Origin of the sequence: Neisseria sp. P0019.S002, from assembly GCF_051957155.1 — a bacterium.
Classification (GTDB): Bacteria; Pseudomonadota; Gammaproteobacteria; order Burkholderiales; family Neisseriaceae; genus Neisseria; species Neisseria perflava.
Window position 1 is genome coordinate 1 of the sequence record NZ_JBQCWS010000012.1, and the last position, 22,023, is coordinate 22,023.

Annotated in this window: 17 protein-coding genes and 1 tRNA gene; 10 read left to right on the forward strand and 8 right to left on the reverse strand. The window is 48.1% G+C overall.

Features of this window, described 5'->3' with window-relative positions:
* A partial coding sequence (locus tag ACTHTY_RS11035) for a YadA family autotransporter adhesin (protein ID WP_440367660.1) occupies positions 1-2,117 on the forward strand: 2,117 nt, incomplete at its 5' end.
* 155 nt (positions 2,118-2,272) lie between these two features.
* Complete coding sequence (gene pepN, locus ACTHTY_RS11040; RefSeq protein WP_440367662.1) at positions 2,273-4,894, forward strand: aminopeptidase N; 2,622 nt, start codon at positions 2,273-2,275, stop codon at positions 4,892-4,894.
* A gap of 180 nt (positions 4,895-5,074) precedes the next feature.
* On the opposite strand, the gene porB is transcribed toward pepN, so the two are convergent.
* From porB to ACTHTY_RS11070, 6 genes are all read right to left on the reverse strand, one after another.
* On the reverse strand, positions 5,075-6,214 hold the full coding sequence (gene porB / locus ACTHTY_RS11045; protein WP_440367663.1) for a trimeric porin PorB: 1,140 nt from the start codon (positions 6,212-6,214) through the stop codon (positions 5,075-5,077).
* Positions 6,215-6,601: 387 nt separating this feature from the next.
* Positions 6,602-7,615, reverse strand: coding sequence for a ketol-acid reductoisomerase (gene ilvC / locus ACTHTY_RS11050; RefSeq protein ID WP_003680040.1), 1,014 nt, complete (start codon positions 7,613-7,615; stop codon positions 6,602-6,604).
* Positions 7,616-7,676: 61 nt separating this feature from the next.
* Complete coding sequence (locus ACTHTY_RS11055; RefSeq protein WP_070583491.1) at positions 7,677-7,970, reverse strand: putative quinol monooxygenase; 294 nt, start codon at positions 7,968-7,970, stop codon at positions 7,677-7,679.
* Between the two features lie 66 nt (positions 7,971-8,036).
* Entirely contained in the window at positions 8,037-8,528 is a 492-nt protein-coding gene (gene ilvN / locus ACTHTY_RS11060) for an acetolactate synthase small subunit (protein WP_003748480.1), read from the reverse strand.
* A 10-nt stretch (positions 8,529-8,538) separates the two neighbouring features.
* Entirely contained in the window at positions 8,539-10,266 is a 1,728-nt protein-coding gene (gene ilvB / locus ACTHTY_RS11065) for a biosynthetic-type acetolactate synthase large subunit (protein WP_440367665.1), read from the reverse strand.
* 389 nt (positions 10,267-10,655) lie between these two features.
* Positions 10,656-10,740 (reverse strand) — tRNA-Leu (locus ACTHTY_RS11070).
* Positions 10,741-11,023: 283 nt separating this feature from the next.
* Between ACTHTY_RS11070 and ACTHTY_RS11075 the strand changes: the two genes are divergently transcribed.
* From ACTHTY_RS11075 to hisD, 4 genes are all read left to right on the forward strand, one after another.
* Positions 11,024-11,686, forward strand: a complete 663-nt coding sequence (locus ACTHTY_RS11075; RefSeq protein WP_070825918.1) for an SCO family protein — start codon at positions 11,024-11,026, stop codon at positions 11,684-11,686.
* A gap of 82 nt (positions 11,687-11,768) precedes the next feature.
* On the forward strand, positions 11,769-12,422 hold the full coding sequence (gene hisG, locus ACTHTY_RS11080) for an ATP phosphoribosyltransferase (RefSeq protein ID WP_036473098.1): 654 nt from the start codon (positions 11,769-11,771) through the stop codon (positions 12,420-12,422).
* Positions 12,423-12,470: 48 nt separating this feature from the next.
* Entirely contained in the window at positions 12,471-13,196 is a 726-nt protein-coding gene (gene nfsA, locus ACTHTY_RS11085) for an oxygen-insensitive NADPH nitroreductase (RefSeq protein WP_440367666.1), read from the forward strand.
* A 71-nt stretch (positions 13,197-13,267) separates the two neighbouring features.
* Positions 13,268-14,560, forward strand: coding sequence for a histidinol dehydrogenase (gene hisD / locus ACTHTY_RS11090; protein WP_440367667.1), 1,293 nt, complete (start codon positions 13,268-13,270; stop codon positions 14,558-14,560).
* 113 nt (positions 14,561-14,673) lie between these two features.
* On the opposite strand, the gene ACTHTY_RS11095 is transcribed toward hisD, so the two are convergent.
* Positions 14,674-15,555: a prephenate dehydrogenase gene (locus ACTHTY_RS11095; protein ID WP_440367669.1), complete on the reverse strand. Its 882-nt coding sequence runs from the start codon at positions 15,553-15,555 to the stop codon at positions 14,674-14,676.
* 296 nt (positions 15,556-15,851) lie between these two features.
* Here ACTHTY_RS11095 and ACTHTY_RS11100 point away from each other — a divergent pair, with 296 nt between their 5' ends.
* From ACTHTY_RS11100 to ACTHTY_RS11115, 4 genes are all read left to right on the forward strand, one after another.
* On the forward strand, positions 15,852-16,346 hold the full coding sequence (locus ACTHTY_RS11100; protein WP_004521040.1) for a MarR family transcriptional regulator: 495 nt from the start codon (positions 15,852-15,854) through the stop codon (positions 16,344-16,346).
* A 49-nt stretch (positions 16,347-16,395) separates the two neighbouring features.
* Positions 16,396-17,802 carry an efflux transporter outer membrane subunit gene (locus tag ACTHTY_RS11105; RefSeq protein WP_440367670.1) on the forward strand — a complete coding sequence of 469 codons (1,407 nt, stop codon included), beginning with the start codon at positions 16,396-16,398 and terminating at the stop codon, positions 17,800-17,802.
* Positions 17,803-18,025: 223 nt separating this feature from the next.
* Entirely contained in the window at positions 18,026-19,216 is a 1,191-nt protein-coding gene (locus ACTHTY_RS11110) for an HlyD family secretion protein (protein ID WP_440367672.1), read from the forward strand.
* Between the two features lie 101 nt (positions 19,217-19,317).
* The gene (locus ACTHTY_RS11115) at positions 19,318-20,844 is read left to right on the forward strand and encodes a DHA2 family efflux MFS transporter permease subunit (protein WP_440367674.1); all 1,527 of its coding nucleotides are present in this window, start codon (positions 19,318-19,320) and stop codon (positions 20,842-20,844) included.
* 42 nt (positions 20,845-20,886) lie between these two features.
* Here the strand turns inward: ACTHTY_RS11115 and thrB are convergent, their stop codons facing one another.
* A complete protein-coding gene (gene thrB / locus ACTHTY_RS11120) occupies positions 20,887-21,804 on the reverse strand; it encodes a homoserine kinase (protein WP_440367675.1) in 918 nt (305 codons plus the stop codon).
* Positions 21,805-22,023 lie beyond the last annotated feature (219 nt).

The following is a 22,023-nucleotide window of genomic DNA, read 5'->3' on the forward strand; positions in this document are numbered from 1 at the left end:
CCAAAGGCATCAACTTCGGCGGTACCACCGGCAGCAACAACTACGCATTGGGCGACACCATCAATGTCAAAGGCGACAGCAACATCATCAGCGAAACCGTAGCCGGTGGTGCACAGCTGAAACTGGCTGATGTGTTGAATGTCGGTCAAGCGGCTCCGGTGAAAATCGATGGCGATAAAGGAGAAGTCAGCGGCTTGAGCAATACGACTTTGGGCGGCAGCGACTTTGCCCAAGGCAAACGTGCGGCGACCGAAGAGCAGCTGAATGCAGCCCAAGATCAGTTGGTAAATGTATTGGGTGGTAATGCGGCCAATAACGGCGGCAATATCAGCATGACCGATATTGGCGGTACGGGTGAGAACAACATCCACGATGCGATCAAAGCCGTCAATGCAACTGCCAATCTGCCTTTGACTTTCGGCGGCGACAGCGGCAAAGACGTTGAACGCAAACCGGGTACGAAGCTGAATATTGTCGGCGGTCAAACCGATGCAGCCAAACTTTCAGACGGCAATATCGGTGTTGTAGCGAATGGCTCTGATAAGTTGGAAGTTAAATTGGCCAAAGACTTGGCAGTTGACAGCGTGAAAGCCGGTGATACCACAGTCAATACTGACGGCGTGAAAGTTGGTGATGTCAACCTGACTAAAGCCGGCTTGAACAACGGCGGCAACAAGATTACCAACGTTGCGGCCGGTACCGATGACACTGATGCGGTGAATGTTGCTCAGTTGAACAAAGCTGCGGCTGCGGCTAAGACTGAAGTCATTCAAGGCGATAATATCGTTGTGACTCAGGATGTCGGCGCCAATGGCCAAACCATTTACAAAGTGGCGACCGATAAAAACCTGAAAGTCGACAGCGTTACCGCAGGCGATACCGTGATGAATAATGACGGTGTGAAAGTCGGCGACGATGTTGCATTGAACAAAGACGGCTTGAAAGCAGGCGATGTGAACTTGACCAAAGCTGGCTTGAACAATGGTGGCAATAAGATTACCAACGTTGCAGCCGGTACGGATGACACCGATGCAGTCAATGTTTCCCAACTGAAACAAGCTGCCGCTGCGTCTAAGACTGAAGTCGTTCAAGGTAAGAACATCGTTGTCACTCAGAAAACAGGCGACAAGGGTCAAACTGTTTACGAGGTGACAACCGATAAAGACTTGGATGTTGACAGCGTGAAAGCCGGCGATACCGCAGTGAACACTGACGGTGTCAAAGTTGGTGACGATGTTGCATTGAACAAAGACGGCTTGAAAGCAGGCAAGGTAAACCTGACTAAAGACGGCTTGGATAATGCGGGCAACAAAGTAACCAACGTAGCGGATGGCGACATCAATGCCAACAGCAAAGATGCCGTCAACGGCAGCCAGTTGTACGCAACCAACCAAAACGTAGCCAACAACACCGCCAATATCGCCAAAGGCATCAACTTCGGCGGTACGACCGGCAGCAACAACTACGCGTTGGGCGACACCATCAACGTTAAAGGCGACAGCAACATCATCAGCGAAACCGTAGCCGGTGGCGCTCAACTGAAGTTGGCTGACGAGATTAGCGTGAAGACCGTGAATGCCGATACCTTCAAAGCAGGCGATACTGTGATGAATAACGACGGTGTGAAAGTCGGCGATAAAGTTGCGTTGAACAAAGACGGTCTGACCGCAGGCAATACCGTGGTCAACAACGATGGCGTAACCATCGCTGCACCGACCGAAAACAATCCGAACAACCAAGTCAAACTGTCTCCTGTCGGTCTGAACAACGGCGGCCAACGCATTATCAACGTGGCTCCGGGTAAAGACGGTACAGACGCGGCAAACGTGAATCAGTTGATTGGTTTGGGTACCGAGTTGCAGAACAACATCAACCAAGTAGGTAAGAAAGCCTACGCGGGTGTGGCTGGTGCGATTGCCCAAGGCTCGATTCCGCAAGTAACCCGTCCGGGTGCGACCGGTATCGGTGTCGGCAGCGGCTACTACGGCGGCCAGTCTGCCATGGCCATCGGCGTGTCTGCGATGAGCGACGGCGGCAACTGGATTGTCAAAGGCAACTTCTCGGCCAATACCGACGGTCATGTCGGTGTCGGTGCCGGTGCACTGTATCAGTGGTAAGTTGGCAATGACAGGCAACTAGATTTGCTGCCTGAATAGGAAGACCGTCTGAAATTTTAGGTTTCAGACGGCCTTTTTTTCTGAAAACACTTGAATTTAGGCTATATGAAACGATATGCTTCATCTATTTACCGTATGACTCTGAAAGAGAATAAATGAGCAAAATCATCCATTATTTGAAAGACTACGCCGCGCCAGCGTACCGTATTCTGAAAACCGATCTGCATTTCGATATTTTAGAACCGCAAACCATCGTCAAATCCAGTCTGACCATTCAACCTGAAAGAGCAGGAGAGCCATTGGTATTGGATGGTTCGGCAAAACTGCTGTCTGTGAAAGTAAATGGCCGGGCTGTAGATTATGTGTTGGAAGACGAAAAACTGACGATTGCCGACGTACCGTCTGAAAACTTCACGCTGGAAGTGGAAACCGAAATTCTGCCTGCTGAGAACAAATCGCTGATGGGTCTGTATGCTTCCGGCGGCAACCTGTTTACCCAATGCGAACCGGAAGGTTTCCGCAAAATTACGTTCTACATTGACCGTCCGGATGTCATGTCTAAATTTACCACCACCATCGTTGCAGACAAAAAACGCTATCCGGTGTTGCTGTCTAACGGCAATAAAATTGATGGCGGCGAGTTTTCAGACGGCCGTCATTGGGTGAAATGGGAAGACCCGTTTGCCAAACCGAGCTATCTCTTTGCTTTAGTGGCAGGCGATTTGGCAGTAACGGAAGATTATTTTACGACCATGAGCGGCCGTAAGGTCAAAATCGAGTTCTACACCACTGAGACAGACAAACCTAAAGTCGGTTTTGCGATGGAATCGTTGAAAAATGCGATGAAATGGGACGAAACACGCTTCGGCTTGGAATACGACTTGGATATTTTCATGGTCGTTGCCGTGGGCGATTTCAATATGGGCGCGATGGAAAACAAAGGTTTGAATATTTTCAACACCAAGTTTGTGCTAGCCAATAGCCGTACCGCGACCGATACCGACTTTGAAGGCATTGAATCTGTTGTCGGCCACGAATATTTCCACAACTGGACAGGCAACCGCGTGACCTGTCGCGATTGGTTCCAATTGTCGCTGAAAGAAGGTTTGACCGTATTCCGTGATCAAGAGTTTTCCGGCGACCGAGCCAGCCGCGTGGTACGCCGTATCGACAATGTCCGTATGCTGCGTTTGTTCCAATTCCCAGAAGATGCGGGCCCGACTGCGCATCCTGTCCGCCCGGCCAGCTATGAAGAGATGAACAACTTCTACACCATGACCGTCTATGAAAAAGGTGCGGAAGTAGTGCGCATGTATCATACCTTGCTCGGGGAAGAGGGCTTCCAAAAAGGCATGAAGTTGTATTTCCAACGCCACGACGGACAGGCTGTGACTTGTGATGATTTCCGTGCTGCAATGGCAGACGCAAACGGTATCAATCTTGATCAGTTCGCCTTGTGGTACAGCCAAGCCGGTACACCGGTTTTAGATGCTCAAGGCCGTCTGAAAGATGGTGCATTTGAATTGACGATCAAACAAACCATTCCGGCCACGCCCGATATGGCTGACAAGCAGCCGATGATGATTCCAGTCAAAACCGGTTTGTTGAATGAAAAAGGCGAAGCGGTTGAGTTTGAATATCAAGGCAAACGGGTGAAAGAGGCAGTTTTGGTATTGACTGAAGCCGAGCAGATTTTTGTGTTGGGCGGCGTCAATGAGCCGGTTATCCCGTCTCTGCTGCGAGATTTCTCTGCACCGGTTACCCTGAACTATCCGTACAGCGAGCAAGAATTGGCGACTTTACTGGCGGCAGATGAAAATGAGTTTGCCCGTTGGGAAGCTGCTCAAACCTTGTATCATCGTGCCATTAACGCCAACCGTCAGGCATTGGCGGAAGGCCGTCCTTTGCCGGAACATAAAGCATTGATGGACGCTTTGGCTTTGGTGGTTTCCGGTGATTTCGACCCAGCATTCCGTGCCATTTTGTTGCAAATGCCGTCTGAAACCGATGTATGGGCAGAAGAAGAAAATATTGACCCGATTCAGGTTCATCAAGCGCGCGAAGCCTTACTCAATGCCGTTGCTGTCAAGTTCCTGCCTCAATGGCGCGAGCTGAACCGTCAAGCTGCCGAGCAAGAAAACCAGGCTGATGCCGCTGTTCGTTATGAATACAGCCCGGAATTGGCTGGCTGGCGTACTTTGCGTAATGCTTGCAGGGCATTCGTTCTCCGTGCTGACGCTGCGCATATCGAGCACGTTGCGGAGAATTACGAAGCAATGGCGCAAAACATGACCCACGAATGGGGTATCTTATCCGCAATCAACAGCAATGAAAGTGAAATCCGCGATCGTTTGTTGACGCAATTTGCCAATAAATTCGCCGATGATGCTTTGGTAATGGACAAATACTTTGCCCTGATTGCCTCAAGCCGCCGTAAAGATACTTTACAGCAAGTTCAGACGGCCTTGAGTCATCCTAAGTTCAGTATTGAAAACCCGAATAAGGCTCGTTCTTTGTTGATCAGCTTCAGTCGCAATATTCCGCACTTCCATGCAGAAGACGGCAGCGGCTACCGCTTTGTAGCCGATAAAGTGATGGAAATCGACCGTTTTAATCCGCAAGTTGCCGCCCGACTGGTGCAGGCTTTTAACATCTGCAACAAATTGGAAGCCAACCGCAAAGCCGTCATGACTAAAGAATTGCAACGCATCAATGCACAAGAAGGTTTGTCCAAAGATGTAGGCGAGATTGTCGGTAAGATTCTGAATGAAAAATAAATCTTGTTTGTTGCCCTTATGGTAATTTGGCAATAGGGGTAGATAGACTAAAGGCCGTCTGAAACCGATTGGTTTCAGACGGCCTTTTTATATATCAACGCTTAAATTAATTTTCGTTGAGTGAATAAGAATAAAAAAGAGCCTGCATAAAACAGGCTCTTTTTCATACTAATCCGAAGATTAGAATTTGTGACGCAGGCCAACCAAACCAGAGATGGTTTCAACTTTGTGAGGGCCAGACTCAGCACCACGCAACCAGCCGGCAGAAACCAGAGCAGTAGTACGTTTAGAGAAGTCGTAGTCAGCACCAACGATAACTTGGTCGTATTGAGTGCCTTTCAGTTTTTTACCGTCAACTTTAGCTTTGAAGCCATGAGCGTAAGAAACGCGAGGAGTTACGTTACCGGCGCGGTAAGCGGCAGTAGCAGCAACTTCAACAGTTTCAACACCTTTGTCATTTAAATCAGCATCAGTACCAAATACGGTATTCAGTTTTTTTGTTTTACCTGCAGGAGTATATGCCATATGAGCATCATCTACTACTTTGTTAGATTGTGCTTTGGCGTAATCCCCCAAGGTTTCCCAGTTTTTAGCGTATTGACCGGCTACAGATACGAATAGGTTATTAGCATCGTAACCAGCTACCAAACGTTGTACGTTACCATCTTTAGTGCCTACAGAATTTTTACGGAAACCACCGGCGTATTGACCGAAGAAACCAGAGTTTTCGTAGTTCAGGCCAGCGTAGTAAGTATCCTGAGCAGCATCTTTGTGAGTGTATTTATCTTTAGGGTTGGCGTTGTCGCGTGGAGTGTATTGTACGCTTGCGCTGAAGCCTGAGAATACAGGGCTGTCATAACGTACAGATACTGCACGATCGTCAACACGAGTGAATACAGACATGTTCAAAGCGCCGTTGCTGCTTTCCCATTGGTCAACGTTGTCGCTAGAGTCTTTAACAGTAGAGTTCAATTTACCGGCACGTACTTTACCGAAGCCACCTTCCAAACCGATGAAAGATTCGCGAGAAGCCCACTCTTTGTCGCCACCGGCGATAGAAGTGTCTTGTTCAACTTGCCAGATAGCATTCAGGTTGTTACCCAAGTGTTCGTGGCCTTTAAAGCCGATGCGTGAACCGAAGTCAGCGATTTCAGTAGCAGTTTTAGAGCTGCGTGTTTTCTTTAATCCTTCGGCAGTTTGTTCACCTAATTTTACTTTGGATACTTCAACGCCGGCTTTGATTTGACCGTACAGAGTTACGTCAGCCATAGCTGCAACAGGCAGAGCCGCCAGAGTCAGGGCAATCAGGGATTTTTTCATTGCTGTTTTCCTTTTTTAAGTGTGAAGAAGCGAGCATTCGTTCTTCTTATTACGATATCGTTCTATTTCAACGATTCCATGACCATAATATAAAGGTTATGGCTTAAGAAAACAAATTTTCCTCTTGTTTTAGGCGTATTTTGTTGGGAAACGTTGTTTTTTGCAGACAGAGTAGGTATGGGAAATGGTTGTTTATTTCGTAATATGTTTTTCTAAAAGGAAATTTTAGGAGAACCATAAAAGACGGCTTATTGAAGTTAGGGATCAAATGTCGTTTATATTGTTTTCAGACGGCCTTGTTGAGTGAGATTTATAGTGTATTGGGTTTTAAAATTATAAAAAACCTGCCTGAGTGATCAGGCAGGTTTTGTGTGATTTAAAGACAGATTAGTTTTTGTCTTGGTCAACCAGTTTGTTTTTGGCAATCCAAGGCATCATGGAACGCAGTTGCGCGCCGACTTTTTCGATTTGGTGGTCGGCGGTCAGACGGCGACGGGCTGTCATGCTGGCATAGTTGACGGCACCTTCTTGGATGAACATTTTAGCGTATTCGCCGGTTTGGATGCGTTTGAGGGCATTGCGCATGGCTTCGCGGGATTTGTCGTTGATGACTTCGACGCCGGTTACGTATTCGCCGTACTCTGCATTGTTGGAAATGGAGTAGTTCATGTTGGCGATGCCGCCTTCGTAAATCAGGTCAACAATGAGCTTCATTTCGTGCAGGCATTCGAAGTAGGCCATTTCTGGGGCGTAGCCTGCTTCGGTTAGGGTTTCGAAGCCGGTTTTGATCAATTCGACCACGCCACCGCACAATACGGCTTGTTCGCCGAAGAGGTCGGTTTCGGTTTCTTCGCGGAAGTTGGTTTCGATTACGCCGCCTTTGGTGCCGCCGTTGGCTGCTGCGTAAGACAGGGCGATGTCTTTGGCTTTGCCGCTTTTATCTTGGTAAACGGCGATCAGGGAAGGTACGCCGCCGCCTTTCAGGAATTCGCTGCGTACGGTGTGGCCTGGGCCTTTAGGGGCGATCATGATAACGTCGAGGTCGGCGCGGGGTACGATTTGGTTGTAGTGTACGTTGAAGCCGTGGGCAAACGCCAATACTGCGCCTTCTTTCAAGTTTGGCTCGATTTCGTTTTTGTATACGATAGGTTGGTTTTCGTCAGGCAACAGAATCATTACAACGTCGGCTGCTTTGGTTGCTTCGGCAACGGTGCGCACGTCATGACCGGCTGCTTCGGCTTTTTTCCAAGAGCCGCCTTGGCGCAGACCGATGACGACATTTACGCCGGAATCTTTCAGGTTTGCTGCGTGTGCGTGACCTTGTGAACCGTAACCGATGATGGCAACAGTTTTGCCTTTGATCAGAGAAAGGTCAGCGTCTTTATCGTAATAAACTTGCATTTTATTTCCTTAGTGTAAGAGGGTTCCGGACAATCCGGGTTGAGTTAAAAGTAATAGGGGCTTAGGCAGGGACTTGGTTCATCAAGACAATTTCCAATGCTTCGGTTTTTCCTTCGATGGATTTGACGAAATTTTGGAAATGTTCGCTGGCATTGTGTTCGTCAATAGCTGCTTGGGATTTCCAGCTTTCTACGAATACGAAACGGTTGGGTTTGCCGATTTCTTGGTGCAGGTCGTAGCTGATGTTGCCTTCTTCTGCACGGCTGGCTTTGACCAATTCTTTAAACTGGGCAGCCAGAGCCTCGGTGTATTCGGGTTTGACGGTAACTAATGCAACGATTTGGATGCTTGACATGTTTGTCTCCTACTGTTTTTCAGACGGCCTTTGTTGAAAGTAAAAGGCCGTCTGAACGATACAGCGTTAAATTTTCAAAATACGCTCGCCGCGGCCGATGCCGGCTGCGCCTGTGCGTACGGTTTCCAAAATTTGAGCACGACCGACTGTCTCGAGGAAAGAGTCGAGTTTTTCGGTAGAGCCTGTGATTTCGATGGTATAGCTGCGGTCTGTTACATCAATAACGCTGCCGCGGTAGATTTCGGTCAATCTCAGGAATTCGTCGCGGTCTTTGCCGACGGCGCGGACTTTTACCAACATCAGCTCGCGTTCGACAAAACGGCTTTCGTTCAAGTCAACCACTTTGACAACTTCAATCAGTTTGTTGAGTTGTTTGGTGATTTGCTCGATGACGTGCTCATCGCCGTGGGTAACAATGGTCATACGGGACAAGGTTTTGTCTTCGGTTGGTGCAACAGCCAAGGAGTCGATGTTGTAATCGCGTGCGGAGAACAAACCTACCACACGGCTCATCGCACCTGATTCGTTTTCCATCAGAATAGATAAGATATGTCGCATTTTTCTCTCCTTACGCTGACAATGTTTCGCGCATATGCGGCGGCAGAACCATCTCGTCCAAGCCTTTGCCGTTGCCGACCATAGGCAGTACGTTTTGTTTCTTGTCGGTCAAGAAATCGAGGAATACCAGACGGTCTTTTTGGTTTAATGCTTCCAGCAACGCGCCTTCTACATCGGATTTCTTGTCCACACGGATGCCGATATGGCCGTAGGCTTCAGCCAGTTTGACAAAATCAGGCAATGAGTCGAAATAGGTTTCCGATTCACGGTTGCCGTAATAAAGTTCTTGCCATTGGCGAACCATGCCGAGGTAGCCGTTGTTCAAGGTAACGATGTTAACCGGAACGCGGTATTGGAAGCAGGTGGACAGCTCTTGGATGTTCATCTGAATCGAGCCTTCACCGGTGATACAGAATACATCTTGATCAGGAGCAGCCAGTTTCGCACCGATGGCATATGGCAAGCCGACGCCCATTGTGCCTAAACCGCCGGAATTGAGCCATTGGCGAGGACGCTCGAATGGGTAATATTGGGCGGTAAACATTTGGTGTTGACCGACATCGGAAGTAATGATGGCAGAATTATTGGTGATTTCGGCCAGTTTTTGAATGACGTATTGCGGTTTGATGATTTCGCTTTCATTATCAAACCACAGGCAGTTGCGCGAACGCCATTCTTCAATGCTTTTCCACCATTTATCCAATGAATCGGCTGCAGGTACAGATTCTTGTTTGCCCCACAATTGAATCATTTCGGACAATACGTTTTTCACGTCGCCGACAATCGGGATATCCACTTTGACGCGTTTGGCAATGCTGGACGGGTCAATGTCGATATGAATAATTTTTTTCGCTTTTTCAAAGAATTTGGATGGTACGGAAATCACGCGGTCATCGAAGCGCGCACCGATTGCCAGTACAACGTCTGCATTCTGCATGGCGAGGTTGGCTTCATAAGTGCCGTGCATACCCAGCATGCCCAAGAATTGGCGGTCGCTGGAAGGGTATGCACCCAAGCCCATCAATGTACCAGCACAAGGAGCGCCGATCATGCGGACGAATTTGGTCATTTCCTCAGAGGCATTGCCTAAAACCACGCCGCCGCCGAAGTAAACAATAGGGCGTTTGGCGGAAGCCAGCATTTGTACGGCTTTTTTGATTTGACCGATGTGGCCTTGTACAACCGGTTGGTAAGAGCGGATGAAGATGTCTTCTTGAGGATAGCTGAATTTAGCCATTGCTTGGGTGACATCTTTAGGAACATCGACAACAACGGGACCCGGACGGCCGCTTGCGGCGATTTGGAAAGCTTTTTTGATGGTATCTGCCAACTCAGCAATATTGGTCACCAAGAAATTGTGTTTGACACAAGGGCGGGTAATGCCGACTGTATCCACTTCTTGGAATGCGTCTGTCCCGATAAGGGAGTTGCCTACCTGGCCGCTGATGACTACCAACGGAATGGAGTCACTGTAAGCAGTGGCGATACCGGTCAGGGCATTGGTCACGCCCGGGCCGGAAGTTACCAAGGCAACGCCGACTTTGCCGCTGACACGGGCATAGGCATCTGCCGCATGTACGGCGGCCTGCTCGTGGCGAACCAGGATGTGCTTGAATTTATTGAGTTGGAAAAGGGCATCGTAGATTTCGATAACCGCGCCGCCCGGATAGCCGAATACATACTCGACACCTTCGGCTTTGAGACTTTGCACGATGATTTGTGCGCCTGATAATTGCATATTGACCTCTTTTATATGGTTTCAAACCAATAGGAACAATCTGCCTCACCACAGCACCTGTAATGCAATTCCACCAAGCAGCGATTTAGGGTACGCGCACTGAGGGAATACGATGACAGTCAGACTATCCAAGCAATTGGAAAGAAACACAGAGTTTGTGAAAAAGAGTAGAAACGATAACGCAATCCGACTGTACAAGCAAGACAAAATCTTTCATCTTTTAACATTTAAGAAGTGAAAATAGATTATCGTTTGATTTTAAAGAAATAAAAAAATAATTTTATTGAGCTTGATGTGGGTGGATTGTTGACAGTTTGAGTAAGGAGAAGGTTTTTGCAAATGATAAATAGCAAAAAACCTCTTGACTGAATCAAGAGGTTTTTTTAATTTGGTGCCCAGGGTCGGACTCGAACCGACACACCTTGCGGCGGGGGATTTTGAGTCCCCTGCGTCTACCAATTTCGCCACCTGGGCTAGCGAAGAAGTCGTCATTATAGCGAGTTATCGAATCTTGTAAAGCGGTATTTGAAAAAAAATTGGATTATTTTTATATTTATTTGATTTTTAATGAATTAAACTTTTTACGATTGATGGCTATCTAAATGGAAGGCAGATTTTTAAAACAAAAAAGCAGTATTTATCTGCAAAAAGGGCTACATTTAATGTATCAAACGCGTTAATATGAAGATGTTTTGTTTTTATACTGGCCGGGTGGTTGTTTGGCCTTATTTATTTGAAACGGTTTTGGAGAAAATTTATGCTTTCCGTTACACGAACTTTCTTACTCAGTGCTATTGCGTTGGCCACCCTGGCTGCTTGTCAGCCTAAAGAGGAAGCCAAAGAGGTTTCTTCGGCGCCTGCCGCTTCTGCCGCACCGGCTGCTTCCGGTGAATCTACTGCCAAAGCGCAAGCGCGTGGTACCGATATGCGCAAAGAAGACATTGGCGGCGACTTTACATTGACCGATGGCGACGGCAAACCTTTCAGCCTGAGCGATTTGAAAGGCAAAGTGGTCATCCTGTCTTTCGGTTATACCCACTGTCCTGACGTATGCCCAACCGAGTTGCTGACTTATAGCGACACGTTGAAACAATTGGGCGATCAGGCTAAAGACGTGAAAGTAGTATTTGTCAGCATCGACCCTGAGCGCGATACGCCTGAAGTAATCGGCAAATACGCCAAACAGTTCAACCCTGATTTTATCGGACTGACGGCTACCGGCGATCAAAGCCTGCCTGTCATCAAACAGCAATACCGTGTGGTATCGGCTAAAGTTAACCAAAAAGAAGACAGCGAAAACTATTTGGTCGACCACTCTTCAGGTGCATATTTGATTGATAAAAACGGCGAAGTGGCGATTTTCTCGCCTTACGGCAGCGAGCCGGAAACGATTGCGGCTGATGTGAAAACTTTATTGTAAAACCATAGTTGAGGCCGTCTGAAATGGGTTGTGGATTTCAGACGGCCTTCTTGTTTTTGATACGGCAAAGGAGAAGAAAAAAATGACCGACACACTTTTAACGATTGCTTTATCCAAGGGGCGAATTTTTGAAGAAACCCTGCCGCTGTTGGCCGCCGCCGGTATTGTGCCTGCGGAAGAGCCGGAAAAATCGCGCAAGCTGATTATTGGTACGAATCATGACAATATCCGTTTGGTGATTGTGCGCGCGACCGACGTGCCGACTTATGTGCAATATGGTGCGGCGGATTTCGGTATTGCCGGTAAGGACGTGCTGATTGAGCATGGCGGAGATGGCCTGTATCAACCTTTGGATTTACACATCGCCTCATGCCGCATGATGGTTGCGGTTAAAAAAGGTTTCGATTACGCCGCTGCATCCAAACCCGGCAGCCGCTTGCGGATTGCCACCAAATATCCCGACATCGCCGCCGAACACTTTGCCGACAAGGGTGTGCATGTGGACATCATCAAACTGTACGGCTCGATGGAGCTTGCGCCTTTGGTCGGTTTGAGCGACGCGATTGTCGATTTGGTTTCCAGCGGCAATACATTGAAAGCCAATGGTTTGGAAGCTGTGGAACATGTGGCTGATATTTCCAGCCGCTTGGTGGTCAACAAAGCGGCCTTGAAAACCAAATATGCGCTGTTGAATCCGATTATTCAGGCATTTGAAAATGCCGCTAAGGCCGTCTGAAAAGTTTTTGGCAAAACCTGTCTGCCAACCCAGTTTGAAAGCCCTGTCATGATGCAAAGCAAACCGACACTCGATACGATTCTTTCCCATCGTTCCATCCGCAGGTTTACTTCCGAACCGATTGCCGCTGAAATCCTCGATACGCTGGTTCGCGCCGGACAGCAGGCTTCGACTTCCAATAATCTGCAATGCGTTTCCATCATCCGCGTATCCGATCTTGCGCTGAGGCAGGGGATACATGAAGCGGCAGGAAGCGCACCTTATATTGTCCATTGTGCGGCATTTTTACTGTTTTGTATCGATTTTTCCAAACACAAGGCGATGTTTCCCGATGCGCAAATTGATTGGGCGGAAGTAACTCTGATTGGTGCGGTCGATGCGGGCATTATGGCGCAAAACGTATTGCTTGCCGCCGAATCGCTTGGGCTGGGTGGCGTGTATATCGGCGCGTTGCGCAATAATGCACAAAAAGTATCGGATGTGTTGAACCTGCCGGATTATTGCGTGCCTTTGGTGGGGTTGTGCCTCGGTTATCCCGACCAAGATCCGCCGCTCAAACCGCGCCTGCCTAAAGAAATGGTGTATGCCGAAAACGCCTGCCCGAGCCTGAATGCCGAGGCGGTTGAAGCTTATAATCAGGCAGTAGCGGATTATTATGAGTTGCGCAAGGGTAGCCCGATACCTTGGAAAGAATCGCTGACCAAAACCTTGGGCAATCCTGTGCGGCCGCATATGTTGGCGTTTTTGCAGAAAAAAGGTTTTTTGAAAAAATAATATTCAGACGGCCTATGTGTGGCTGAGGCCGTCTGAAAACAATAGGAACGAAACAAGGAAGAGAGCAAACCATGAAGAAACTCGACACCCAATCCCCTGATTTTCAAGCCGAACTCAAAGCACTGCTTGCTTTTGAAACCGCGCAAAACCCTGAAATCGACCGTATTGTTGCCGATATCTGCGCCGATGTTCAAAAACGCGGCGATGCGGCACTGATTGAATACACCAACCGCTTTGACGGTACATCCGCTCAAACCATCGACGATTTAATTCTGACGCAAGATGATTTGCAGTCTGCGTTTGAGCGTTTGCCTGAAAACATTCAGACGGCCTTGAAAACGGCCGCGAGACGGGTGGAAAGCTACCATAAACACCAAAAAATGGAGTCGTGGACTTACGAAGACGAAGACGGCACGCTTTTGGGTCAACAGATTACGCCGCTTGACCGTGTCGGTATTTATGTTCCGGGCGGTAAAGCCGCTTATCCGAGTTCCGTTATCATGAACGCCATGCCTGCCCACGTTGCCGGCGTGAAAGAAATCATCATGGTCGTTCCCACTCCGAAAGGTGAGCGCAACGATATCGTGCTGGCGGCTGCTTTTGTGGCCGGTGTAACCAAAGTGTTTACGGTCGGCGGTGCGCAGGCGGTTGCGGCTTTGGCTTATGGTACGGAATCTGTGCCTCAGGTCGATAAGATTACCGGCCCGGGCAATGCCTTTGTTGCCGCAGCCAAACGACGCGTGTTCGGCGTGGTCGGTATTGATATGGTGGCAGGGCCGTCTGAAATTTTGGTGATTGCCGATGGCACGACGCCTGCCGATTGGGTGGCCATGGATTTGTTTAGTCAGGCGGAACACGATGAAATTGCACAAGCGATTTTGATCGGTACTTCTCAAGCGTATTTGGACGAAGTTCAGACGGCCATGAACCGCTTGATTGAAACCATGCCTCGCCGTGCGATTATTGAAGCTTCATTGGGCAACCGCGGCGCAATGATTTTGGCTAAAGATTTAGATGAAGCCTGCAAAATCGCCAACTATATTTCTCCCGAACACTTAGAGCTGTCGGTTGAGAATCCGCAAGAGTGGGCGAAAAAAATCCGCCACGCCGGTGCGATTTTCATGGGACGCTATACCAGTGAAAGCCTGGGCGACTATTGCGCTGGCCCCAACCACGTTTTGCCGACCAGCCGCACGGCGCGTTTCTCTTCTCCTTTGGGAACATATGATTTCCAAAAACGCTCCAGTCTGATTCAGGTTTCAGAACAAGGGGCGCAGAAGTTGGGCAAAACCGCCAGCGTGTTGGCGCATGGCGAAAGCTTGACCGCGCACGCCAGAGCGGCTGAGTTTCGTTTGAAAGACTGAGTGAAACGTTGGTTAAAGTCGTAAGAAATCAAAAAAAGGGCATCTAAACAGATGCCCTTTTTATTGTGATGAAGATTTTAACTGAGAAGGTATCAGGCCGTCTGAAAACAGGTTTAACGGTTTTTCAGCCAGTCATTACGCATTTGTGCGGCTTCTTCAAAATAGCGGTAAAGCTCGGTTTTGTTGCCTTCTGAAAGGAGTTGTTCCAATTTGGATAATTGTTCCTTCAAATCGCTGGTCAGTTTGAGCAGGGCAGGGCGGTTGGCCAGGCAGATGTCTGTCCAGACGGCAGGGTGGCTGGAGGCAATGCGGGTAAAGTCGCGAAAGCCGGTGGCGGCATAGGGGAGGTAGTCTTTGCCGTGCGGATGGTCAACCAAAGCGTGGACATAGGCAAAGGCGGTCAAGTGCGGCAAGTGGGAAACAGCGGCAAAAATATTGTCGTGTTCTTCGGCACTCATGGTCGAAATTTGCGAACCAACCGCCTGCCACAGGCTTTTCAGCCGTCTCAGGCCATCTGAAGCCTCTTGGCCGTGTAGCGTAATAATCAGGCGGCTGTTTTGAAACAAACCGCAACGCGCGGATTTTGCCCCGCTTTGATCCGAGCCGGCAATCGGGTGGGCGGCAAAACATTGCGGCAGGCGGTCGGATAAGTGAGTGCGGAAGGCATTAAGTGCCGATTGTTTGGTGCTGCCGACATCGGAAACGCAGGCAGTGTCTTTTAAGAAGGGCTTGATGTCGCGGCATACGTCAGGCAGGACGGAGACTGGAGTGGCAATCAAAACCAAATCGGCGTTGCCGATGCTTTTGGCGCAAATATTCGGATAGGCATGGTCGATGATGCCGCATTCGAGTGCGTAATTGAGGTTGTCGGCATTGGTGTCGATGCCGGTAACGGTTTGCACCAGTCCCAAGCGTTTGAGGTCGAGCATGAACGAACCGCCGATTAAACCGACGCCGATAAGGGTGATATGGGGGAAAAAGGCGGAAGTGTTCATGGTTTGAATCCGGTACAAGTGGAAAAACTTATTTTAATCCGTTATGGAGGCCGTCTGAAAGTTGTCGTCAAGGTTTCAGACGGCCTTTTTTAGGGGCGAATTTTCATGATTTAGGCATAGAAAACTCCGTTTAGTAGGAGCATGTAACCGATTATCAGATTTTCATACACTAAAATAATCATCTGAATTAGTATAACGTCTTAAAGTAAGTAATTGGTATCTTAAAGTAAATTATTACATCATATTTTATTTTGATTGATATCGAATAAAATAATTCACTCAGAAAGAAGGAATTTATGAGTTTTTCACAAACCGAATTAGTCAACGCAATGCGTTTGCTTTCTACCCGTCTGCCGCAGTTTCCGGAGCAGCAAAACCAAGTATCCCGTATGTTGCGCATCGTAACCGAACGTTTGAGCAGCCATTTGAACGAAAACCTGAAAGCGTTCGGCATCAATGAAAACCTGTGGTTTTCCCTGATGGCGGTTTACGTCAGCCCAAACAGCGAAATCCTGCCTTCGCGCTTGAGTGACCTGATGGACTTGACGCGTACCAGTGCAACACGCCTGTCGGACGACATGGTTGAGCGCGGCTGGGTAGAGCGTTATATCAATCAGAAAGACCGTCGTCAGATTGTGCTAAAATTGACCCCTTCAGGTGAGACCTTCATCCACGAAGTATGGCCGCAAATTGCCCGTCAGAGCGGCCAGGCGTGGGAAGATTTCACGAAAGAGGATTATGATACGCTGCAACACCTGTTGGGTAAACTGTTGAACCGTTTGGGCAATTGACAACAGACGGCCTGATGGTCTGCGGCAGGCACACATAAACGGAGTCTGTATGAAATTAGGTTTGGTCAAATCAAGCGTATGCGTTGCCGCTGTTTCGCTGTTGGCGGCATGTGCGCCGTTCGGCAAACAGTCGCCTTTAGATGAGACAACAGCCTATCCGCTGCCGCAAGGCCAATCTGCCGCTACTGCCCAAGACGGCTGGTGGATGAAGCTGAAAGATAAAAAATTAAACAATTTGATTGCTTCCGCCATTCAGACGTCTACCAATCTGCGTGTCGTCAAGGCAAGGTTTGAGCAGGCTCAGGCGCAGCTGGGCGTTGTAGGAGCCGCCAACAAACCGCAAGTCGGCTTGGGCGTTACAGGTCTGGGTGCTTATGTTTCACCCAAACCTCAAGCCGGTATGGTTGATACCGACCATACATTGGTTTTGGCGAACGCAGCCTTGCAAGGCAGCTTGGTTTTTGACTTTTGGGGTAAAAACCGAGAGCAGATTCAAGCCGTTTTGGGAAAAAGCCGGGCAGCGGTATATGAAGCGCAGCATGTCCGCACCGAGCTGGCTCATGCTGTTGCTGCCCAATATTTTGCGTGGCAGATGGCGACAGAACAACTGGCGCTGCTGGATACGCGTATAGAGCTGGCGGATAAAGCATTGAAACTGATGCAACAACGCGTTAAAGCGCAGCTGGCTCCTGCAGATGCCTTGCACGCTCTGGAAATGGCGCAACAACAATTGCAGCTTGAAAAATCGGCATGGACTCAGAAAAATGAGAAAATCCGCAACAGCCTGGCTGTATTGACCGGCCGAGTGCCGGATGCATTAAATGGACAGGTTCCGGAAAAAATGGCGGCTGTGCCGTCATTGTCGGTTAGCCGTATTGAAGCGGATTTGTTGGCGGCCCGTCCCGATATCGCGGCGCAAAAAGCCTTGCTTGAAGAGAAATGGCATATCGTCAAATCGACCGAGGCAGAGTTTTACCCGAATATCGAGTTGAAAGTTTTGGCAGGTATGACGCACATTGATGCGTTCAATCTGATTCGCGGACGGACATCTGGTATGTTGGGCATCGTTCCGGCTTTGAATCTGCCATTGTTTACGTCCGGCGCGCTGCAATCCAAATTGGCGGGCAAACGTGCCCAATATAATGAGCAGGTTGCCGTGTATGACCAAACTGTTTTGAATGCCATGCGTTCGGCAGCAGATGCCGTAGTCGACTATCAAAGCCTGAAAAGCAGACAAGATACTTGGAATAAGATGGTCAATATCGCGGATAAATCTGTGCAAAATGCGAAAGGACGTGTTCGTGCTGGCTTGGATAACGGCTTGACCGCCTTGCAAAAACAAGACGAGGCTGCGCGTACGAAAATGTCGGCAGTTCAATACCATGCAGAATATCTGACAGCTTGGAGTAACCTCAATGCCCAGTTGGGCGGAGGCTTTAAATTAAATAAGAAATAAACGTTTTATCAAAACGTAGGCCGTCTGAAAGTGATTTCAGACGGCTTTTTGCTTACCTTATTTACATTTGCTACCGGAAGAAATTATTGTAATGAATAGAGTGTAACTATAGAATATGACTCTTTAGCGCGTTAAACGCGCGTATTGGGGACTGATGGTATAAGTCAGCGCCCAGTAAGACAATAATATCGTTATCACATGTGCAGAATTAAAGTTAGGACTTATGGATACTCAATCAGAAAAAAATAATGTCCAAAAAGAAACGGAAGTAGCCGCTTCCGGCGTTAAAATGCATCGCAAACGTAATTTGGTTATCGTTACGCTTCTATTCCTTATTGCGGCGGCCGTAGTTGCTTTGGCGTATTTTCTGTTTTGGCAGCATGAAGAAGAAACAGAAGATGCTTATGTGGCCGGTCATTTGGTGATGATCACGCCGCAGGTGAACGGCACGGTGCGCAAAGTCATGTATGACGATACGGATGTCGTGAAAAAAGGCGATGTGTTGGTGGCTTTGGACGACAGCGATTTTCAGCTGGCATACGATCGTGCGCAAAATGAATTGATTCAGGCCATCCGTCAAAACAAACAGCAAACTGCGGTCAATTCAAAAGCTAAAGCGCAAGTGTTGTTGCGCAAAGCCGATTTGGCCCGTGCGCAAGCCGATTTGCGCCGCCGCGAATCTTTGGCGGGTACGGAAGCGGTTTCTGGTGAAGAACTCAGCCATGCCCGCGCCGCTGTGGTTCAGGCTCAGGCTGCATTGAAAGCAGTTGAGGCGGAAGAAGTTTCTGCTCAGGCAGCGTTGGGCAGCAATATTCCTCTGCGCCAACAACCGGCAGTTCAGACGGCCATCAGCCACATCAAAGACGCTTGGTTGAATTTGCAACGTACGCAAATCCGTTCGCCGATTGGCGGCCAAATTGCCAAACGCAATGTCCAAGTCGGCCAACGTATCGTGCAAGGTACACCGATGATGGCTGTTGTGCCTCTGTCTGAATTGTGGGTGGATGCCAACTTTAAAGAGTCGCAACTGCGCAAAATGAAAATTGGCCAGCCTGTTGAAATGACAGCCGATTTGTACGGCAGCAAAGTGGTTTACCATGGCAAGGTAATGGGCTTGTCGGCCGGTACGGGCAGCGCGTTCTCATTACTGCCGGCGCAAAACGCAACGGGCAACTGGATTAAAGTTGTACAACGTGTACCGGTGCGTATCAGTTTGGATGCTAAAGAATTGCAAAAAAATCCGCTCCGTGTCGGTTTGTCGATGACTGTTAAAGTCGATATTGCCGAGAAGGGCAGCGGTAAAGCCATGACTGCCGAAGCGGAACGGAATACTGCCTTGCCGGAAACGGAAAGTGTGGATTGGAAAGCCGCCGATGCTTTAGTCGATAAAATCTTCGAGCAATACGCAAAATAATCTTTTCAGACGGCCTGAGTCTTTTATTGAAGGCTCAGGCCGTCTGAAATATTGATTCTCTTCAATCGACCGCTTTGGCGGTTGTCTTATAGTTTATAAATATGAATTATCCGCCGTTACAAGGGTTTAAGCTGGTGTTGGCAACTTTGGCGCTCAGCTTGGCCGTATTTATGGAAGTCTTGGACAGTACCATCGCCAACGTTGCCGTGCCTGTTATTGCAGGGGATTTAGGCGCGGCTACCACGCAGGGAACTTGGGTGATTACCTCATTTGCCGTAGCCAATGCCATTTCCGTCCCCTTGACGGGTTTTTTGGCCAAGCGGTTTGGCGAGGTGAAAATCTTTATCGCTGCTGTGATCGGGTTTGTCGTAACGTCATGGCTGTGCGGTATGGCACATAATCTTCAAGCCTTGGTTTTTTTCCGTGTATTGCAAGGTTTCATTGCCGGGCCATTGATTCCCTTGTCCCAAAGCCTGTTGATGGCTTCCTATCCGCCTGAAAAACGAACATTGGCACTGGCATTATGGGCAATGACCGTCGTTGTTGCCCCTGTATTGGGGCCGATTTTGGGCGGTTGGATTTCGGACAACTGGCATTGGGGATGGATTTTCTTTATCAATATCCCGATCGGGATTTTGTCTGCAACTATTGCTTGGAAGCAGCTTAGACACAGGGAAACTGAAATCGTCAGGGCGCCAATCGATTATGTCGGGCTGGTGTTGATGATTGTCGGTGTCGGCGCATTGCAAATGATGCTTGATAGGGGCAAGGAATTGGACTGGTTTGCCTCGGGAGAGATTATCGTTTTGGGCGTTACCGCTTTGGTGTTCCTGACATATTTTATTGTTTGGGAGCTGGGCGAGAAATACCCGATTGTCGATTTGTCATTGTTTAAAAATAGAAACTTCACGATAGGCGTTGTTGCCACATCGTTGGGCTTCATGGTTTATATGGGTACATTGACCCTGTTGCCTTTAGTGTTGCAATCAAATCTTGGTTATACCGCTACTTGGGCAGGTTTGGCTGCTGCACCGGTGGGCTTCCTGCCGATTATTTTATCGCCGATTATTGGTAAGTTTGGTAATCGCGTCGATATGCGTCTGTTTGTCAGTGCCAGCTTCTTGGTGTTTGCCTACACATTCCATTGGCGAACCGATTTCTATGCCGGCATGGATATGAGCAACGTCGTTTGGCCGCAGTTTTGGCAGGGTTTAGGCGTAGCCATGTTCTTCCTGCCTTTGACCAGTATCACCTTGTCTCATATGAAAGGCAACCAAATTGCCTCGGCAAGTAGCCTGTCTAACTTCTTACGAGTCTTTATGGGCGGTGTCGGAGTATCTGTGGTCAGTACCATGTGGGAACGACGCGAAGCTCTGCACCATACTCAACTGACCGAACATGTTAATTTATTGTCCTCAATCAGCAACCAATCTATTCAAGGCATGATGGCCAATGGTTTAAGCAAGGAGCAGGCTTTAGTGGCGATAAATAGCACCATTTCCCAACAAGGCTTTATTATTGGTTCAAATGAAATCTTCTTGGCAGGCAGTATCATATTCATCAGCATGATTCCCATTATTTGGCTTGCAAGGCCGCCATTTAACGGCTCCAGTGGGGGAGGACATTAGATAAAAGGCCGTCTGAATTTCAGACGGCCTTTTATCTATATATTATTTAAGACTCAATAGCAGATCCCTAAATGCATTCGGATCTTTAATAAACGTCATTTCTCCTGATTGAGGGAAATGGAAATCAAGTAGGCGAGATACCCAGAAACGAATACATCCGGCTCTTTGTGCAGTAGGGAAATACGCGCGTTCTTCATTAGATAATGGACGTACGCTTTCATAGCCATGGATAAAGGCATCATAAAGGATAGGGTCTAATTCGTTATCAGCTGTTCGTGCCCAATCATTAACCGCAATTGCCAGGTCGTACATGAAATTGCCGTTACACGCATAATAGAAATCGATAAAGCCGGAAACTTCATCTCCATTAAGCAATACGTTGTCCTTAAATAAATCGGCATGGATAATACCGGAAGGCAAATGCTCTCCTAGATTTTCATCTAAAGCAGCAATTTCAGATTGAAGCAGTGCGGCATCCTCAGAATCTAAAACAGGTAGCAATTGAGTGCAGGCATTATGCCACCAGTCATCATAACGAGGATTTTTCATTTTTAAAGGAAAGTCTTGACCGGCTAAATGCATTTTGGCCAGCATAGCACCGGTATGGAAGCATTGAGCCTCAGTTGGCCAGCCGGTATCCGAGCCATTCAAACAAGTAACCAAACAAGCCGGTTTTCCGGCCAAAATAGAATGTAGTCTGCCATCTTTGCGAGCAATCGGAGCAGCGCAGGCAACACCATTCAGACTCAAATGCTGGTTGAGTTCTAAAAAGAAAGGCAGTTCATCTGATTTTAAAACCTCAAAAACAGTCAAGACATAACGACCGGTTGAAGTTGTCAAAAAATAATTACTATTAGTAATTCCTTGAGCAATCCCCTGCAAAGAAACAAAATCTCCCAAATCATATTGCAGAAGGAAGTCACGCATTTGAGCGTCGGAAACACTTGTATAGACAGACATAGCAAACTCGAGGCTGATATAAAGGATCAAAGAAACATCATACCAAAAAACAAGCGGCAACAATATAAATTAAAGCGAAGGTCAAATTCAAAAGGCCGTCTGAAAGAGCATTTCAGACGGCCTTTAGTTTGTATTTTTTTGTATGTATTGGATTGTGTAGGAAGTTTGTTGGGGTTTTTTATAAAATAAAAGCCCTGTTAAAACAGGGTGGTGGTTAAA

Excerpts from the sequence above, each read along its gene's own strand:
- nfsA (WP_440367666.1), top strand. The coding sequence starts at position 12,471 with ATGATGCAAAGCAAACCGACACTCGATACGATTCTTTCCCATCGTTCC.
- ilvN (WP_003748480.1), bottom strand. The coding sequence starts at position 8,528 with ATGCGACATATCTTATCTATTCTGATGGAAAACGAATCAGGTGCGATG.
- porB (WP_440367663.1), bottom strand. The coding sequence starts at position 6,214 with ATGAAAAAATCCCTGATTGCCCTGACTCTGGCGGCTCTGCCTGTTGCA.
- ACTHTY_RS11075 (WP_070825918.1), top strand. The coding sequence starts at position 11,024 with ATGCTTTCCGTTACACGAACTTTCTTACTCAGTGCTATTGCGTTGGCC.
- ilvC (WP_003680040.1), bottom strand. The coding sequence starts at position 7,615 with ATGCAAGTTTATTACGATAAAGACGCTGACCTTTCTCTGATCAAAGGC.
- ACTHTY_RS11100 (WP_004521040.1), top strand. The coding sequence starts at position 15,852 with ATGAGTTTTTCACAAACCGAATTAGTCAACGCAATGCGTTTGCTTTCT.
- ilvB (WP_440367665.1), bottom strand. The coding sequence starts at position 10,266 with ATGCAATTATCAGGCGCACAAATCATCGTGCAAAGTCTCAAAGCCGAA.
- ACTHTY_RS11115 (WP_440367674.1), top strand. The coding sequence starts at position 19,318 with ATGAATTATCCGCCGTTACAAGGGTTTAAGCTGGTGTTGGCAACTTTG.
- ACTHTY_RS11095 (WP_440367669.1), bottom strand. The coding sequence starts at position 15,555 with ATGAACACTTCCGCCTTTTTCCCCCATATCACCCTTATCGGCGTCGGT.
- pepN (WP_440367662.1), top strand. The coding sequence starts at position 2,273 with ATGAGCAAAATCATCCATTATTTGAAAGACTACGCCGCGCCAGCGTAC.
- ACTHTY_RS11110 (WP_440367672.1), top strand. The coding sequence starts at position 18,026 with ATGGATACTCAATCAGAAAAAAATAATGTCCAAAAAGAAACGGAAGTA.
- hisG (WP_036473098.1), top strand. The coding sequence starts at position 11,769 with ATGACCGACACACTTTTAACGATTGCTTTATCCAAGGGGCGAATTTTT.
- hisD (WP_440367667.1), top strand. The coding sequence starts at position 13,268 with ATGAAGAAACTCGACACCCAATCCCCTGATTTTCAAGCCGAACTCAAA.
- thrB (WP_440367675.1), bottom strand. The coding sequence starts at position 21,804 with ATGTCTGTCTATACAAGTGTTTCCGACGCTCAAATGCGTGACTTCCTT.
- ACTHTY_RS11105 (WP_440367670.1), top strand. The coding sequence starts at position 16,396 with ATGAAATTAGGTTTGGTCAAATCAAGCGTATGCGTTGCCGCTGTTTCG.
- ACTHTY_RS11055 (WP_070583491.1), bottom strand. The coding sequence starts at position 7,970 with ATGTCAAGCATCCAAATCGTTGCATTAGTTACCGTCAAACCCGAATAC.